This is a genomic window from Roseburia sp. AF25-13LB, assembly GCF_003478915.1.
Lineage (GTDB): Bacteria > Bacillota > Clostridia > Lachnospirales > Lachnospiraceae > Roseburia_C > Roseburia_C amylophila.
This window is the reverse complement of sequence record NZ_QUFO01000002.1, coordinates 58,704-73,637: the sequence shown is the minus strand read 5'-3', so window position 1 is coordinate 73,637 and position 14,934 is coordinate 58,704. Positions and strand designations below refer to the sequence as shown.

Genomic DNA, 14,934 nt, shown 5'->3' with positions numbered 1-14,934 from the left:
TTTGCTTGATTTATAAAGCAGGAACTGCTACAATATGGTTATCCGTAGGGGCACTCTGATTTCTGATCGAGTGCTCTTTTTCCATATCACGCAATGTTCTGCATAAATCCATAGTGAATTTTGAAAAAGCAAGGCTTCTCACATATTCCTCTGTGAGCTTCACAAGATACCAATGCTGTAACACAACCTGTCTTCGCTCACGCTGGTATATGTACTCCTGCTTGTGTCTGGCATATTTCAATGCCTCCTCAAACTGTTCATCTGTAATTTCACATCCGAGCAGTTCTTCTACTTCTTTTTTTTCTACGATTTCTTTCATTTTCCAGTTCCTCCAGTGAATCAAATAAACAGTTAATTGCTTTCCATGCTCCCCAGTAAACTGCCAGAATCAACAAATACTCACCTCCGACAGCCTCGTATCCTCTCTCAATATAGGCAAGATGAAAAGCCCATTTCCCGATAGCGTATGTGACAAGCAGCGTCCAGATAACCGCTATCAAATCTCTTTTCAGCGTCTTCCTCATTTGTCCTCACTCCTTGTAAAAATAATGTTTTCCATGCTTAAACAGGAAAGTAAGATTTTCACTATGCCATGTAGAATCGCTCTTGCTCTCAAAGTAAGTTGCTCCATGGCTTTCATCCCATCCACCAGTCTGAATAAGCTGCAATGCTCTATAGCAGTCCTCGTCCGGCTCTACCTCGTCATATCTTCCATTGCTGATTGGGCTAAACTGCCCCTTCTGGAAAATAACATCTTCGATTGTGTCCGGAAATTCATCGCTCCAAACCCTATTGAGGACCACAAGCATTACAAGAGCCTTTCCCTCTGTGTCCTCGGATTCAGCTTCAGCCATTGCTATCTTGGCCAGTCGGTACGCATCATCCGAATCCCAGTCCATACTGCCGATTTTTGACCGCTCTGCTTTCTCTGTTTCCTGCTCTGGAGCAGTTGTTGCAACCGATGTTGCAGTCGGTGTCGCATTCGCTTCATCAGAAATCATTGATTGAACAATAATATCTCTGCTATCCACCTCATCTGCCGGAGTTCCTACAAAGCTGAAAGCAAAGGCAACCATTGATGTCAGCGAAATCACAAACACCAACCCTAAACTAAAAAGACATTTGTTTCTCATGCTGACACCGCACCTCCTTTTGGATGGTCGAACGTAAATGCCATCTGGCCTCCTTTTTCATCAGTCATCAAAATCTGACTGTAGAAAATCCTGCTCGTCTCCTGTTCTCTCGCCTTAATGCTTTCGCAATCGCACTTCTCTCCTGGATCCAGATTGCAACCGCAATGTGGGCAAACATTGTAATATGCCATCTTGCACCTCCTATTCTTCAATCATGCATCTCTCAAAAAAATACTTTCTCGGAACTTTGCCAATTGGATATGCCGGTGTCAGCTTTCCTGCCTTTACCAGCTCGTCCCGAAGCTGCCTTATCAGCTCATAAGCCTTGTTTTCCTTGCAGTCAAGATATTCCATTACTTCTTGTGCTCCTATGTAATATTTCCCCGGTGTCGCAATAACACCCGGTGCTGTCGCCAATGCGTTCATTCGCTCACCTCCTGCGATAAATCTTGTTTAACAATCTGGTCCATAGTTACACCAAAGAAATCTGCTAGTTTCTCCAGTTTTTCAATGGAAGGTTCGTATTTTCCAGCTTCAATCAAAGAGATACTGCTTTTATGTTTTAGTCCAACGATTTCTACCAGTTCCTGTTGTGTCATTCCGTACTTTTTGCGGAGATATGCAATATTAAGTGCATATACAGGTATAGGCGGTTTCATATCTGTCAGAACCAAATCATCTAGTGATACCTCGTAATACTTTGCCATTTCAACAATCATGCCGATTACCGGTGTGCGGCTACCACATTCCCACGAAGACAATGTCTTTTGTTCAACTCCAAAAAGTTTTGCCAACTCCTGCTGTGTCTTCCCTCTCTGCTCCCGAAGAAACTTTAAGTTTTCTGCTAAATACAAAATGTCACCTCCTGCCGGCTTGGAGCTACTGGTTGCTCCGAGCAAATATTGTATTGGTTTCCCGATTCGGATTTGGATTCGGATTGGATTGGATTACGGACACATTTGTTGTCACTTGCTGTCAAATGTCCGCAGAACGTAAATAAAAAATTATTAAGCTCTACTCTGCCAATAGCACCGCCAGACTGTCCTTGCTTCCGCTCTGTCCAATGATACTGCCGACCATTCAAGCCTATTTCTTACATATTCTTCTTAATCCAAAGTCTCATGCTTTGTGCAATTTCCTCTACCTCTTCTAAGTTTTTTACCACCTCATCAAGCTCCGGCTTTTCACTTTCATCAATCACACCATCTGCGGTGATGTCGAGAAGCATTTCTTTTGTTTTCCCTATCTTCCGAAAAACCGAAAGCGTTCTGACTGTGATCCTGTCCAAATTCGCCAGTTCCGCTTTTGGCATTTCGCATCCGAGCGGACACATCATTCTGCAAAAATAATTTTCCAATTCCGGAGCATTGTATAAATCTGCCATCAGTCTTATTTCCTCCGGATAAGGAACTGCAATGCCACTCTCTATTCGATAAAGTCTCCCTCTGTCAATTGACATGTAATCTGCAGCTCCTTCTCTACTGCTCAACTGCTCATTGTGTGTTGCCGCTTCGCAACGGGCTTTGTAAAAGATGTTGGAGCTTGTCTTAGCTGTCACATTTGCCATTTTGATTTTCACCTCCACGATTTATAATGAAATTAAAGTCAATTATTTATGGACTTTAATGGCAAAAAAATTCAGTCGTCTTATTGCAAGCGTTGGAGATACTTACAGCCATCTCAAAACTTAATTTAATATTTCCACGCTCCAGTTCGGATACCCACTGTTTAGATTTCCCAATTCTCTTTCCGAGCTCGGTCTGTGTTAATTTGGCATCCCTACGAGCATCTTTTACTCTTTCTGCAATATTGATTGTGCTGGTATCCAATTTTGTATCCTCCTTTCAGTCCATTTTCTATGTACATTTACATAATAGTCCATTGATATTGGATTGTCAATAGATTTTGTCAATATTTTTTGGACTTATCTGTTTTGCCATTGAAAGTCCAATGATTTTGGACTAAAATATAAACACGCAAGGAGGTTGGCTATATGGCTGTAAACGGCAACATAATTAAGCAGCTCAGAAAAGAAGCTGGACTTACTCAGGGCGAATTAGGAAAGAAGCTTGGTGTTGTAAAACAAACTATCAGTAGTTGGGAAAATAATGTTTCTGAACCAAATAGTGAGACATTATCTGAACTTTCCAAATTGTTCGGAGTGTCAGTCGCACAATTGTATGACCATGGAGTTCCAAATATTGATTACGCAAACTTCAAAATGGATACTCCAGAGTTTGTTCTTGATTTCAAAATGAGAATTCGAGATTTAATGGAAGAGCAAAAAATGTCGGAGGATGAATTTGCTCAAAGGGTAGGATTTCATAAAGAAGAAAAGGACGCATATTTGTATGGTAACAAAATGCCATCTATTGAAGACTTAATAAAAATAGCTGGTGCTTTGAATGTTTCGACGGACTATCTTTTGAACATTTCAAGCAGAAAGAGAATAAGTTCACAGGAAGAATCGCTCCTTCAAAAATTCAACCGCTGTGACGAAGATAGCCAGCAATATTTATTAGCAAAGGCAGGTGTTTTGTGCGTAGAGGGTATCTCGGCAGTTGCAGCTGGTGAGTATGGCAAATACGCAGACGAAGAAAAAAAATCATTTCCTTCGAGTGGTACCGAAGGAAAAGGGGCTTAAAAAAAATAACAGAACGATTGGAGGAATATTATGGTATGGACTGCAGCTTGGACCGATTTTGTTATCTGCCTCCTGTTTGGATGGCTTGGGGTTCATAAATTCAGAGAAAAGAAAATTGGCATGGGTATCCTTTACCTATGTACATTCGGATTGTTTTGTATCGGATGGTTTGTTGACTGCATCCGGTACCTGCTGGCCGCACTTCATGGGGAACGCATCCAGGGCAACAGACCAATGCAGATTTCAGCAGATGCTCCACTACCAGTTGTGCCATCAAATGTAATGCTTGCAAACGGAGAAGTGTGTCATTACTGTGGACCAGCTACTTTTGTTAAAACAAAGAATGTGGTTGTAGGATATTCCGGAGGAAGCCGCGGCACCAGTGTCCGTATTGCAAAGGGAATGTCAGTACATCTTGGAGCGAAAAAAGCGGCTCCAATTCGTGGTGACGTGCAGGAGCGTACACAGGGAGTTCTTTCTATTACGAATAAGAGAGTTGTATTTTCAGCAAACAAAGGAGCTTTCGATAAGAAGATTTCGGCATTGTCAGCTGTAACTCCTTATCAGAATGGCATTGCTTTCCAGTTCGGCGATCAACAGTATCCTTTGGAAACCCGTCAGCCGGAATATATTTATCAGATATTGGCTCGTGTGGTTAATTCATCCGAGGACATCTAATGCCAGCATACAAATACACTCTCAAAAGTGGTAAAACACTATGGTATGCCAATTTCTATTACACCGACTGGACTGGAGAAAAGAAGCATATCTGTAAACGAGGGTTCAAAACACAGAGGGAAGCAAAAGATTATGAGAGGTCCTTTCTGGATCAGCAAAGCAGTTCAAGCGACATACTCTTTTCTTCCCTCGTTGCAAATTATCTTGAAGATATGGAACACCGCTTGAAGCCTACGACAATGGAGAATAAGCGGTTTATTATCGACACGAAGCTGCTCCCCTACTTTGGAAAACAGAAGATTTGTGACATTGATACAATAAAGGTCAGAAAATGGCAGAATGAGCTTATCTCCTATCGGGATGATGATGGAAAGCCATTCTCCCAAACATATTTAAAAACTGTGAACAACCAGTTATCAGCAATAATGAATTATGCTGTATCTCATTACCGCCTGCCTGTCAATCCATGCAGGGCGGCCGGCAGTATGGGAAAGAGCAAAGCGGATGAAATGAACATCTGGACGCAGAAAGAATATGAGAGGTTTTCAAATGCAATTAGCAAATCGTCTATGAAGCTTGCTTTTGATATTCTCTTTTATACCGGTATGCGTTCCGGAGAGCTTCTGGCACTCACACCTGCAGACATTCTTTCATCAAAAAGAATTGATATCAATAAGAACTATGCAAAAATTAAAGGTGAGGAGCTATTCCTGGAGCCTAAGACACCAAAGGCAAAAAGATGTATTTCCATTCCGGATTTCTTATATGATGATATTCAAGAATACATTTCCAAGCTATATGGTATCGGAAATGGCGACAGGATATTTTACTTCCAGAAGACAGCTCTCGAAAAAGAAATGAAAAGGGTATCAGAAAGGGTTGGTCTGAAGCCGATCAGAGTTCATGACCTGCGGCACTCTCATGCAAGCATGCTGATAGAACTCGGTTTTACTCCATTGGAGATTGCGGAGCGGCTAGGTCACGAATCTATAAAGACCACTCTCGACACATACTCACATCTTTATCCGGATAAAGATCAGAAGCTGGCTGACCGATTGAACCAGTTTCGCAAGAATTAAATCACAGAAGCCGTTCCAGATTGGGGCGGCTCTTTCTATTTACTCCCTGCATTTGACAGGAAGCTGCACATCATCAGAATAATGTCCATTTGAAGTAGGAAAAGTAATGGCACATCATTCTTAACATCACATTAACATCACGGAACAAAACAAAAGAGCCACAATCCCAGTAAAATAAGGATTCGTGGCTCAAATGTCCGTTATTCAAACTCAATCGTTCCAGGTGGCTTACTCGTCAGATCATAGAATACACGGTTTACCCCGCGTACCTCGTTGATGATTCGGCTCATTACTGTTTGCAGTACTGCAAATGGAATCTCTGCGCTTTCGGCGGTCATGAAATCGACGGTATTTACGGCACGCAGTGCAACTGCGTAGTCGTAGGTTCTCTCGTCGCCCATTACTCCAACGGAACGCATATTGGTCAGGGCTGCGAAATACTGGTTCGGCATCCAGGATGGAGCTTCGCCATTTTCTTTCTTGTAAGCAGCTACTGCCTTGTCCACTTCTTCCCGGTAGATGGCATCGGCATCCTGTACGATGCGGACTTTCTCAGCATTGACTTCACCGATGATTCGGATACCAAGACCCGGGCCCGGGAATGGCTGACGGAATACCAGATGCTCCGGAATTCCAAGCTCAAGACCGGCTTTACGAACCTCATCTTTGAAGAGGTTACGCAATGGCTCGATGATTTCCTTGAAATCAACATATTCCGGAAGACCACCTACGTTATGGTGGGATTTGATGACAGCGGATTCTCCGCCAAGACCACTTTCTACCACATCTGGATAAATGGTTCCCTGTGCCAGGAAATCAACGGCTCCGATTTTCTTTGCTTCTTCTTCAAAGACACGGATAAATTCTTCACCGATAATTTTACGTTTTGCTTCCGGCTCTGTTACTCCGGCAAGCTTGTTATAGTAACGCTCCTGGGCATTTACACGGATGAAGTTTAAGTCAAACTGACCATTCGATCCGAATACATTTTCCACTTCATCTCCCTCGTCTTTACGAAGAAGGCCATGGTCAACAAATACGCAGGTAAGCTGCTTTCCGATTGCTCTGGATAAAAGACCTGCTGCCACAGAAGAATCCACTCCGCCGGACAATGCCAGAAGAACTCTTCCGTTGCCGACTTTTTCACGGATTTCCTTGATGGTATTTTCCACAAAGGAATCCATTCTCCATGTTCCGGCACAGCCACAGACACCACGCACGAAGTTGTGGAGCATCTTGGTTCCCTCTTTGGTATGGAGTACCTCCGGGTGAAACTGGATGGCATAGAGATTTTTTTCACGGTTTTCTGCGGCTGCCACCGGGCAATCTGCAGTATGTGCTACGATTTCAAAACCAGGTGCTGTCTTTGAAATATAATCAAAATGGCTCATCCAGCAAATGGTCTTTTCTTCTACATTCTGGAATAATGGTGAATTCTTATCTACCATTACTTCTGTCTTACCATATTCGCGAACCGGTGCTTTTTCTACCTTGCCGCCCAACACATGCATCATGAGCTGTGCGCCATAGCAAAGTCCTAAAACCGGAATACCAAGTTCAAAAAGCTCTTTGCTGTAAGTTGGTGAATCTGCCTCATAACAACTATTTGGACCTCCGGTCAGGATAATTCCCTTTGGGTTCATCGCTTTGATTGTCTCGATATCCGTGCGGTAAGAATATATTTCACAATATACATTGCATTCACGGACACGTCTTGCAACCAGCTGGTTGTACTGTCCGCCAAAATCAATGACAATAACTTTTTCCTTATCCATGGACGTTTTTCCTCCTAATTTTTGCTGAGACTCGCCCAGCGTCTAAATTTTATTATAGTTGAGCCACCCTGGAAAGACAAGCCCTATTTTGTTTTCGCAAGATATTCTGAGTTGTTATTTAGGGCAGCACATAATTCTTTATTATATGGAAATACTCCCTGTATGCGTAAAGATTATCTTATAAAATCAATCACACAATATATTTTCTTTTTCTTTCTGGGAGCATTCCTTGGATACCTGTGGGAAGTGCTGCTTTTTTATGTACAGGATGGGGTTTTCTGTAACCGTGGCTTTCTCTATGGTCCATGGCTTCCGGTCTATGGTGTGGGGGCTGTCCTGATGCTGCTTATTTTAAGACGCTTTCAGAAGCATCCGGTCAAAGTCTTTTTTCTTGCAGTGCTTCTCGGCTCTTTCGTAGAACTTTTTATCGGATGGTTCCTCGCCCAAGTTTTCCACCTGCGTTACTGGGATTATCACGATTATCCACTGCAACTTGGCGGTTATATCTGTCTTTATTCTGCATTGGGATTTGGCATTGCAGGTGTGCTCTGGGTCTGCGTGTTTGCACGGATTGCATCTCATTTATGGAAAAAAATGCCAGTACCACTGCAACGCATTTTTCTTACGCTGCTGATACTGGCATTTCTTTTTGATTGTGCCGCCGCACTGATTTTTCCCAACGCCGGGCACAATATTACGTTTTCTTTGTTTCAAACATATCAACCTGTCACATGCTGATGAAGATATTTTTCTCTCGTTGCCAGTCCCCCACGGATATGACGCTCTGACTTATTGACATCCAGTACTTTCCTTGCTTCCCGCGCCAGGGTTGGATTCACCTGGGACAAGCGCTCTGTTACGTCCTTATGTACCGTGCTCTTACTGATTCCAAACTGCTTTGCGGTCTGACGCACTGTCGCATTGTTATCTATAATGTATTTGGCTATTTCTACGGCTCTTTCTTCTATATAGCTTTTCAAAGAAAATCCCCTGCAATACTTGTTTTTACATTGTATGCAGAGGATTTGCTTTTATGTATGGCTTTTTACACAGTCCAAGGCAAATATTACCAGCAAACTAGCCGTTCTCTTTCCGATTTTTCATATAGCTAAATTCATATATTACACTGCCAAGTAATATTAGTAAAACTTTCGCTCTTTTTTTACTCTCCTTAATCTAGCTCTTCTTTATCCAATTCTTCTAAATATTTATATAGAAATCTATGTTCTTCTTCATCCGAAGCAAACCAAGATCTATCATATCTACTATCTGCCCAAGATGTTTCTCCGTTTTCTTGAATATATAGTTTTCCATCAGATATATGATATTCTCTTTCATATCTACTATTTCTCGAATCATAATTGGTGGTTTTAGAAAAGCCATCATTTTGTTCCAATAATTTTTTTCGATTCTTTTTTGTTAATCTCATCATTTTTCTTCCTCACTTTCACTATTCCATTTTTTGCTGTACTTTTTTGCTTCTTTATCATTTATCAACCATCCCAATGATCTAAGAAATTCTATTTTTTCACTATTAGTCTCCCATTTTTTTAGAACAAGTAATTTTCCTTCTTGACGTTCACGCTCTTTGCCATTAAAAAAATTTATAGCCGGTCCTCGTTCATAACATATCGGCATACCATTCTGTATCATTACAAAAACAGCCGAGCCTCTAGCTGTAACTACTCTATCACCTACCATACCATCAAAATTTCCTTTATTCAATTTGAATAATAATTTCTTTTCTTCCTCCGTTATTTCGTTTCGTCTTTCACATACTAAACCAATTTCCTTATGATTTTTCGCCTTATAGCTGGAACTATTCAAAACCTCCTCTTCTATCACTTCTTGAAATTTTTTTATACAAGAATTTTGTGCTTCACTCTCTTTCACTTCATTTTTCCTACAATACCTAATGCCAACTATCATCCCTATAACACCTCCCAAGGCAGCCACCAATAGCGTTTTTTCTTTCCATACAGAAATTGCTTTTTCTACTTCTGCCTTTCCAATACTTTGATATAATTTTTCTCTACTCCCACCTGCTTTCTGTAAATCAATTCTTACTTTGTTATAGTCTCCTAAATTTTGAATTTGATTGCTCATTATTTGTTTCTCCTTAACTTTTTAAATTAGTCTCCGATTTGCTCCTGCATTTTTTCTACTATTACTATCTCTTAATAACAAAAAAGCTTCCTCCTTTCCTCAGTCAGAAAAGAGCAAGCAAAACTATCACATATTTAGGTACAAAAATAACACCTTAACTGTTCATGATAACTCTTTCTGATACTGATTAGGTACTAAAATAAACTTTTAATATCTAATCAGTATCAGAATTGAACTAATCAAGATGTCTCTAAGCCAATAACACTAATTATAAAAATTAATCTTTTATGATGTATTCAAATAACATATAGTATGGTTTTCTACTTTTTAATATATAACACAAATGGTTTAATTCGTCAACATAATTATCTATAGTATTGTATTTTCAAATTTATTTTTTCATAAAAAGATGCATATAAAAGATTCCAGATTATATCTATCATCCCTTATATGCATCTTAATTTTCATCTATATTCTATTTCAAATAACCCTTTTTCCCTGTGAATACTACTGCCGCTCCGCATAATGCCAAGAGTGCAAGCAGATATCCAATCGGTGATTCATCACCTGTTTTCAATACTTTTGTTTTCTGTGCTGTGGTCTGGTCTGCAGTTGCATTATTACTTCCATTTGTTGTATCAGCTTTCTTCGCAACGGTAAATTCGGCGGTTGCTTTCTTTTCTTCCCCACTGATAGAGGACACAATCGCAACCGTATGCTTTCCGGTAGCAAGGCTTTCTAAGTATTCTGCTGTGAAAGTAACAATGGTAGAGCCTTCTGTTACCGTATAATTTTTCGCATCTACTACGACACCATCCACTTCTACACGAAGGAAGCTGCTGATACCGGCGTCACTGCGGAAACGAAGCGTTGCACCACTTTCCCTTGTCCATTCTCCACCGGCACCTTCAATAATAACAGGTGTTGCCGGTTTATAATCTGGATTCTTCTCGTTACAGCCTTCTCTTCTGCAGGTTTCTGCGTTGTTACTAAAATCATGTCCTAATGGATTTCCGCTGGTAAATGTCTCTGTTCCCTTTGCCCCACACAGCTTACAGGATTTGTAGTAAACTGCCGGTGCCGTACAGGTTGCTGCTGTTTTCAGATAGGAATCTGATACTGTTTCCACCCATTCACCATGCTTGCATGTAATTGTAAATTCTTTTGTTGCTTTCGTATCTGTTCCAACTGTAATCTGTGCCTTATAACTGCCCGGTAACTTTGGTGCACCTCCAACGGCTTCTGCTCCACTGTTGTCACTGTTGGTCTTTGTGTCTGTTCCACTCAGATAATATACGATTTCCGGAACCGGAAGATTAAGTCTCTTCCAGTCTTCGGATGTTGTTATATTGGCAGCTTTTGCTGTTCCATCATAGTCTGTATTCTCAGCTGATAAGGATAACCATAAAGATGCATCCTTCTCATCACAATCTCCCAAGCCGCTGCAGGCTGCAAGAATACGGCTTCCATCTTTGCCTTCATCCACTGCATAACTCCATGTGTGACTGTGCTTCCACATACCAATCAGGAGTGTTTTGGCAAATCCTCGCTCTCTATAGTCCTCATTGTTATTAACTGCAATACAATTTGTCCATGTCTTCGGTGTATCTGTCAATTCCGAAATATCTGCCATCATAGCTGTAGAACTTTTCATTGACATGGCATCTCCAACTGTAATGCATGCATCACTTTTTCCATATCCTTCTGATACAGAAATGGCACCCCAGCCGAGTCCATCTGCAGTTGCATAAAGAGAACCGTTTGGACTATTCTCAATGCTTACACTTCCATGTCCAAAAATTGCAAAACTACCATAAGTTTCAGAGTCTCTTTTTATGCTGACCAGTTCATTGCTTCCAACCAATGTAATATGAATATGGTCTACATTACTGTATATATTATTATAATAAGATTTCATTTTTAAATTTGAAAATGTTACCTTAGAAAAACTGTCAAGTGGGGGGTTATTAAATTCTCCCAGCTCAATAATATCTGATGTAGGTTCTGCGTTTTCATCCATTGCAATCGTAATGTCATCCGTCAAAATGGTAAGCGAATTTCTATTTCCAGATCCATATTTTACATAGGTATAATCGACTCCTTCTACAAGCGTCCCCGAATCCCTTGACAACGTAAATGGTCCTGCCTGAACCGAATTTGTAGCTGCCTTTGTCTCAACTGTCATCCCCTGCATAAGACCTGCCATCATCATCAACGCAAGTAACAAGGAAAATAAACTCTTCTTTTGTTTCATGTACATCCTTCCCTTCTTAAATTACCTTTTTTCACTTTTCACTTTTCACACTCTCAATGCTGTGTTACAATTACACTGTTATTTTACACCGTACATCAATGTACGATGCAATCATTTTACAAATTTTGTCAGTAATTGTGAAAAAATATATGATATGAAAATTTTGTGTGAAATAAAGACCGGCTGGTTTGCCTCAAAACACCAGCAGTTCTTAAATGTATGTTTTGCTTGTTTGTAAGCTGTCTTTCCGTTGCTTTGACCGGCTGCCCGGTTGTCCGTCTGCTACAGATACTTTCACAAACCCGTAAGGAGGTCTAGGCATTCTGGCAAATAAGTTTATGATTCCGGCAACCGGCGCAAATTCATATCCATATTCAACTGCGCCTTGCAGGCACATCCCTGTGCCTGCATTGCCGGTTGCATAACAGAATGCCAAGACCTCCTAACAGGCTTGTTTATGTATCTGTATGCAGGCGGACAACCGGTGCAGACTGTCAAACATTGGAAAGACTGGCTTTCATAGAGAAAAGCAAAACATATATTTTAGAACTACGGTGTTTTGAAGTGATGCAGCCGACTTTATTTCTTCAAAATTTCTAAATCCATTCTTTTCACAATCACCGAATAAATAAAAAGGGGGAAAAATTTTGAAAGAACTGTTTTCAATTGGAGATGCCGCAGACTTTGTGGGCATCACAAGAAGAATTATTTTAAATTATGAAGCTCATGGACTGGTTTTTCCGGACGTAAAAGAAGACCCATCCGGCAATCGTTACTATACCATTGATACACTGACGAAGATTCGAACCATCCGCTCGCTGCAGAATCTTGGCCTGTCACTGGATGAAATCCATGGCTACTTTGACAACTCCAACGACCTTTTATCCATGGTTCGAAGGCTGGAAGCTTTGCGGGATGAATTAAATGCCAATATCAAAGCCTTATACGAAAGAATCAATCAGGGATTTGAATCAATGGAAATCATTACAATTCCACCACAGACGGTGTACTGCCGCAAAACGGAAAGTGACAGCATCGCAGAAAAGACGAATTTGTTAAGAGAGGTTGCCTTGGAAGCACTGCAGAACTATGGGCCGGCACATACCGGGCAGATTTATTTTACGGAAGCTCCCATTACGGATGCAAAGGATATGTCCTTTTTTGCTGTTGTCCCGGCAGGAAGCAAGGGTGAGCACATCTTAAATCTCCCTGCCCAGAAAGCAGTCTGCCTCTATCATCATGGAGCGTATGAAGAATTGCCAGCAGTTCATGATATCCTTCTTTCCTATGCCAGAGAGCAAAAGCTTACACCGGTTGGCATCTTCCGCCACTGCTATTTAGAGGGACCGCCACAGCATAAAGACAAAAGTAAATTTATTACCCAGGTACTGCTTCCGCTAGCATGTTCTAAATGACATGTATCCGGCTCCACCTGCCGCTTAGATACCGGACGCTGAATGTGATAGCACGAAGCGTCCAATCGGCAAACATGCCAATCCACACCGCCATTGGTCCGAAACCACAGCTGCGGATCAGATATACACACAGTGCCACACGGCAGAACCACATGGTAAGGCTGGATAAAATCATGGAGAATTTCACATCTCCGGCGGCACGCATGCCATAAGCCGGGATAAATGCCAGCACCCATACAATCGGTTTTACAATCGTAATTGCTATTATCATTTCCATGCAGAGGGAGGCACTTTCTGCTTCCATTCCAGCTAAAAATGTAACCGGCTTTGTCAATAAAAATACCACTGCACAGGAAATCAGAATAACAATTTCTGCATAGCCGCAGAGTTTCACCATATAATAACGCGCCTCTTCCACTTTTCCGGCTCCAATACATTGTCCTACTACTGTCATCAGTCCGATTCCGATTCCAATGGCTCCGATTCCATTTAAATTTTCCAGTATAATAGTCATTGCCTGCGCGGCAATGGCTGCCGTTCCAAGGGTTGATACGCTGGACTGGATTGCCAGCTTTCCGAACTGGAACATTCCGTTTTCAATTCCGGATGGAATTCCGATAGAAAGAATTTTTCCAATCAATGGGAAATTGGGACGGATCTTAAGATAATGATTTACCACAATCACCTGATCCGGTTTCCGCAGATTCCAGAAAATGACTACTGCACAAAAGATTCTGGAAAATAATGTAGAAAGGGCTGCTCCTTCCACCCCCATCTGAAATCCAAAGATAAGCACTGCATTTCCGGCAATGTTGAGTCCATTGGAAAGGACAGAAATCATCATTGGAAAACGACTGTTTCCTGCTGCCCGGTAAAAAGCTCCACCGGCATCAAAAAGTGCAATGAACGGAAATGAAATTGCAGTCAGCAGGAAGTAAATCATGGAATTATCCATAACAGCCTCTTCTACCTGGCCAAAAATCAGATGCAGCAGTGGTCCACGAAATATAATACAGAATATAGACAATACCGTAGAAATCGTCAGTACGCTTAAAGTTACCTGTCTTGCAGCCTCATTGCTGGACTCCCTGTCTCCCCTTCCAAGATACTGGGAACAGATAATTGCTGCTCCTGCTCCTAATGCCGTAAATACCTGTATGACCAGTACATTGATGGAATCCACCAGTGATACCGCAGAGATTGCCGCACTTCCCACATTGCTTACCATCATGGTATCCGCCATTCCCATAAAGGAATTCAAAAGCTGCTCTACCATAATCGGCAGAAGCAGCGTAATAAGTTGCTTATTGGAAAACATCATATGTTCCCGGTCTAATTTCGTTGCATCATATAATCTTATCTTTCGCATTTTTATTTCACTTCTTACTCTTTTACTACCGGTGTAAAATCCTCTGTATCACCGCAGAAGAAGCCTCCTGCACCGGCGATGATTTTCTGCATGATTTTTTGCATAAATGCATAGTTTTCTGTGTCAATTGTGACAGCAAAAAGAGCATGAATGTCATGCTCTTTTAAATAAGCATTGGCATATTCATCCTTTAAATCAACTGCAATCTCCTCGATATCCATGGAATGATGCTCCGGAACCTCCACCTCTAATACTCCCGCCTCTTTCCAGATTTCTGTTTCGATGCCATCCATTCCCTCTAATGCAGCTTCAATCTCTGCTACTATGATGGAATTTGGATTCATATAAAGCCACTCTTTGGTAACGGTGGCTGTGCCTGCTTTCTTTTCTCTTATTTTCTTTAACTTTGATTTATTCTTCATATCCGCTCCTGTTTGTGTTTATGGATATGTTCATCTTAGCACAAACATGGACTTCTGTC

20 protein-coding genes are annotated in these 14,934 nt (G+C 41.3%); 5 read left to right on the top strand and 15 right to left on the bottom strand.

Features of this window, described 5'->3' with window-relative positions:
* Positions 1–10: 10 nt before the first annotated feature.
* The 8 genes from DWY37_RS03530 to DWY37_RS03495 form a co-directional block, all read right to left on the bottom strand.
* Positions 11–319: a hypothetical protein gene (locus DWY37_RS03530; RefSeq protein ID WP_055274199.1), complete on the bottom strand. Its 309-nt coding sequence runs from the start codon at positions 317–319 to the stop codon at positions 11–13.
* Positions 270–524 carry a hypothetical protein gene (locus tag DWY37_RS03525; RefSeq protein WP_055274200.1) on the bottom strand — a complete coding sequence of 85 codons (255 nt, stop codon included), beginning with the start codon at positions 522–524 and terminating at the stop codon, positions 270–272. Before DWY37_RS03525 ends, DWY37_RS03530 begins: the two co-directional genes overlap by 50 nt.
* 6 nt (positions 525–530) lie before the next feature.
* Complete coding sequence (locus DWY37_RS03520) at positions 531–1,133, bottom strand: cell wall hydrolase (RefSeq protein ID WP_118592554.1); 603 nt, start codon at positions 1,131–1,133, stop codon at positions 531–533.
* Complete coding sequence (locus DWY37_RS03515; RefSeq protein ID WP_055274202.1) at positions 1,130–1,324, bottom strand: hypothetical protein; 195 nt, start codon at positions 1,322–1,324, stop codon at positions 1,130–1,132. The genes DWY37_RS03520 and DWY37_RS03515 overlap by 4 nt, the downstream gene beginning before the upstream one ends.
* Before the next feature lie 10 nt (positions 1,325–1,334).
* On the bottom strand, positions 1,335–1,559 hold the full coding sequence (locus tag DWY37_RS03510; RefSeq protein WP_055274203.1) for a hypothetical protein: 225 nt from the start codon (positions 1,557–1,559) through the stop codon (positions 1,335–1,337).
* A complete protein-coding gene (locus DWY37_RS03505; RefSeq protein ID WP_147403575.1) occupies positions 1,556–1,987 on the bottom strand; it encodes a helix-turn-helix domain-containing protein in 432 nt (143 codons plus the stop codon). The genes DWY37_RS03510 and DWY37_RS03505 overlap by 4 nt, the downstream gene beginning before the upstream one ends.
* Positions 1,988–2,226: 239 nt before the next feature.
* On the bottom strand, positions 2,227–2,700 hold the full coding sequence (locus DWY37_RS03500; protein WP_055274205.1) for a helix-turn-helix domain-containing protein: 474 nt from the start codon (positions 2,698–2,700) through the stop codon (positions 2,227–2,229).
* A gap of 55 nt (positions 2,701–2,755) precedes the next feature.
* Positions 2,756–2,962, bottom strand: a complete 207-nt coding sequence (locus DWY37_RS03495; protein WP_022464041.1) for a helix-turn-helix domain-containing protein — start codon at positions 2,960–2,962, stop codon at positions 2,756–2,758.
* A gap of 164 nt (positions 2,963–3,126) precedes the next feature.
* Between DWY37_RS03495 and DWY37_RS03490 the strand changes: the two genes are divergently transcribed.
* Genes DWY37_RS03490 through DWY37_RS03480 form a run of 3 tightly spaced genes read left to right on the top strand, consistent with a single transcriptional unit; the run spans position 3,127 to position 5,534 of the window.
* Positions 3,127–3,777, top strand: coding sequence for a helix-turn-helix transcriptional regulator (locus DWY37_RS03490; RefSeq protein ID WP_003502182.1), 651 nt, complete (start codon positions 3,127–3,129; stop codon positions 3,775–3,777).
* A gap of 30 nt (positions 3,778–3,807) precedes the next feature.
* The gene (locus DWY37_RS03485; protein ID WP_118343890.1) at positions 3,808–4,455 is read left to right on the top strand and encodes a TM2 domain-containing protein; all 648 of its coding nucleotides are present in this window, start codon (positions 3,808–3,810) and stop codon (positions 4,453–4,455) included.
* The gene (locus tag DWY37_RS03480) at positions 4,455–5,534 is read left to right on the top strand and encodes a site-specific integrase (protein WP_118592552.1); all 1,080 of its coding nucleotides are present in this window, start codon (positions 4,455–4,457) and stop codon (positions 5,532–5,534) included. Before DWY37_RS03485 ends, DWY37_RS03480 begins: the two co-directional genes overlap by 1 nt.
* 200 nt (positions 5,535–5,734) lie before the next feature.
* Here the strand turns inward: DWY37_RS03480 and guaA are convergent, their stop codons facing one another.
* Positions 5,735–7,309, bottom strand: a complete 1,575-nt coding sequence (gene guaA, locus DWY37_RS03475) for a glutamine-hydrolyzing GMP synthase (RefSeq protein ID WP_118542422.1) — start codon at positions 7,307–7,309, stop codon at positions 5,735–5,737.
* Between the two features lie 162 nt (positions 7,310–7,471).
* Here guaA and DWY37_RS03470 point away from each other — a divergent pair, with 162 nt between their 5' ends.
* Positions 7,472–8,047, top strand: a complete 576-nt coding sequence (locus DWY37_RS03470) for a putative ABC transporter permease (protein ID WP_118542424.1) — start codon at positions 7,472–7,474, stop codon at positions 8,045–8,047.
* Here the strand turns inward: DWY37_RS03470 and spoIIID are convergent.
* From spoIIID to DWY37_RS03450, 4 genes are all read right to left on the bottom strand, one after another.
* On the bottom strand, positions 8,029–8,289 hold the full coding sequence (gene spoIIID, locus DWY37_RS03465) for a sporulation transcriptional regulator SpoIIID (protein ID WP_022242357.1): 261 nt from the start codon (positions 8,287–8,289) through the stop codon (positions 8,029–8,031). The two genes, DWY37_RS03470 and spoIIID, sit on opposite strands and share 19 nt — an antisense overlap.
* Before the next feature lie 191 nt (positions 8,290–8,480).
* Entirely contained in the window at positions 8,481–8,741 is a 261-nt protein-coding gene (locus DWY37_RS03460) for a hypothetical protein (protein WP_147403574.1), read from the bottom strand.
* A complete protein-coding gene (locus tag DWY37_RS03455; RefSeq protein WP_117699396.1) occupies positions 8,738–9,415 on the bottom strand; it encodes a hypothetical protein in 678 nt (225 codons plus the stop codon). The genes DWY37_RS03460 and DWY37_RS03455 overlap by 4 nt, the downstream gene beginning before the upstream one ends.
* Positions 9,416–9,890: 475 nt before the next feature.
* The gene (locus DWY37_RS03450) at positions 9,891–11,669 is read right to left on the bottom strand and encodes a hypothetical protein (RefSeq protein ID WP_147403573.1); all 1,779 of its coding nucleotides are present in this window, start codon (positions 11,667–11,669) and stop codon (positions 9,891–9,893) included.
* 647 nt (positions 11,670–12,316) lie between these two features.
* Between DWY37_RS03450 and DWY37_RS03440 the strand changes: the two genes are divergently transcribed.
* Positions 12,317–13,084 (top strand): MerR family transcriptional regulator, encoded by a 768-nt coding sequence (locus DWY37_RS03440; protein WP_118541839.1) that lies wholly within the window; start codon positions 12,317–12,319, stop codon positions 13,082–13,084.
* Here the strand turns inward: DWY37_RS03440 and DWY37_RS03435 are convergent.
* Together DWY37_RS03435 and DWY37_RS03430 are read right to left on the bottom strand one after the other, a co-directional pair.
* Positions 13,077–14,453: an MATE family efflux transporter gene (locus tag DWY37_RS03435; RefSeq protein ID WP_243092084.1), complete on the bottom strand. Its 1,377-nt coding sequence runs from the start codon at positions 14,451–14,453 to the stop codon at positions 13,077–13,079. The two genes, DWY37_RS03440 and DWY37_RS03435, sit on opposite strands and share 8 nt — an antisense overlap.
* Before the next feature lie 14 nt (positions 14,454–14,467).
* Positions 14,468–14,875, bottom strand: coding sequence for a hypothetical protein (locus tag DWY37_RS03430; RefSeq protein ID WP_118541841.1), 408 nt, complete (start codon positions 14,873–14,875; stop codon positions 14,468–14,470).
* Positions 14,876–14,934 lie beyond the last annotated feature (59 nt).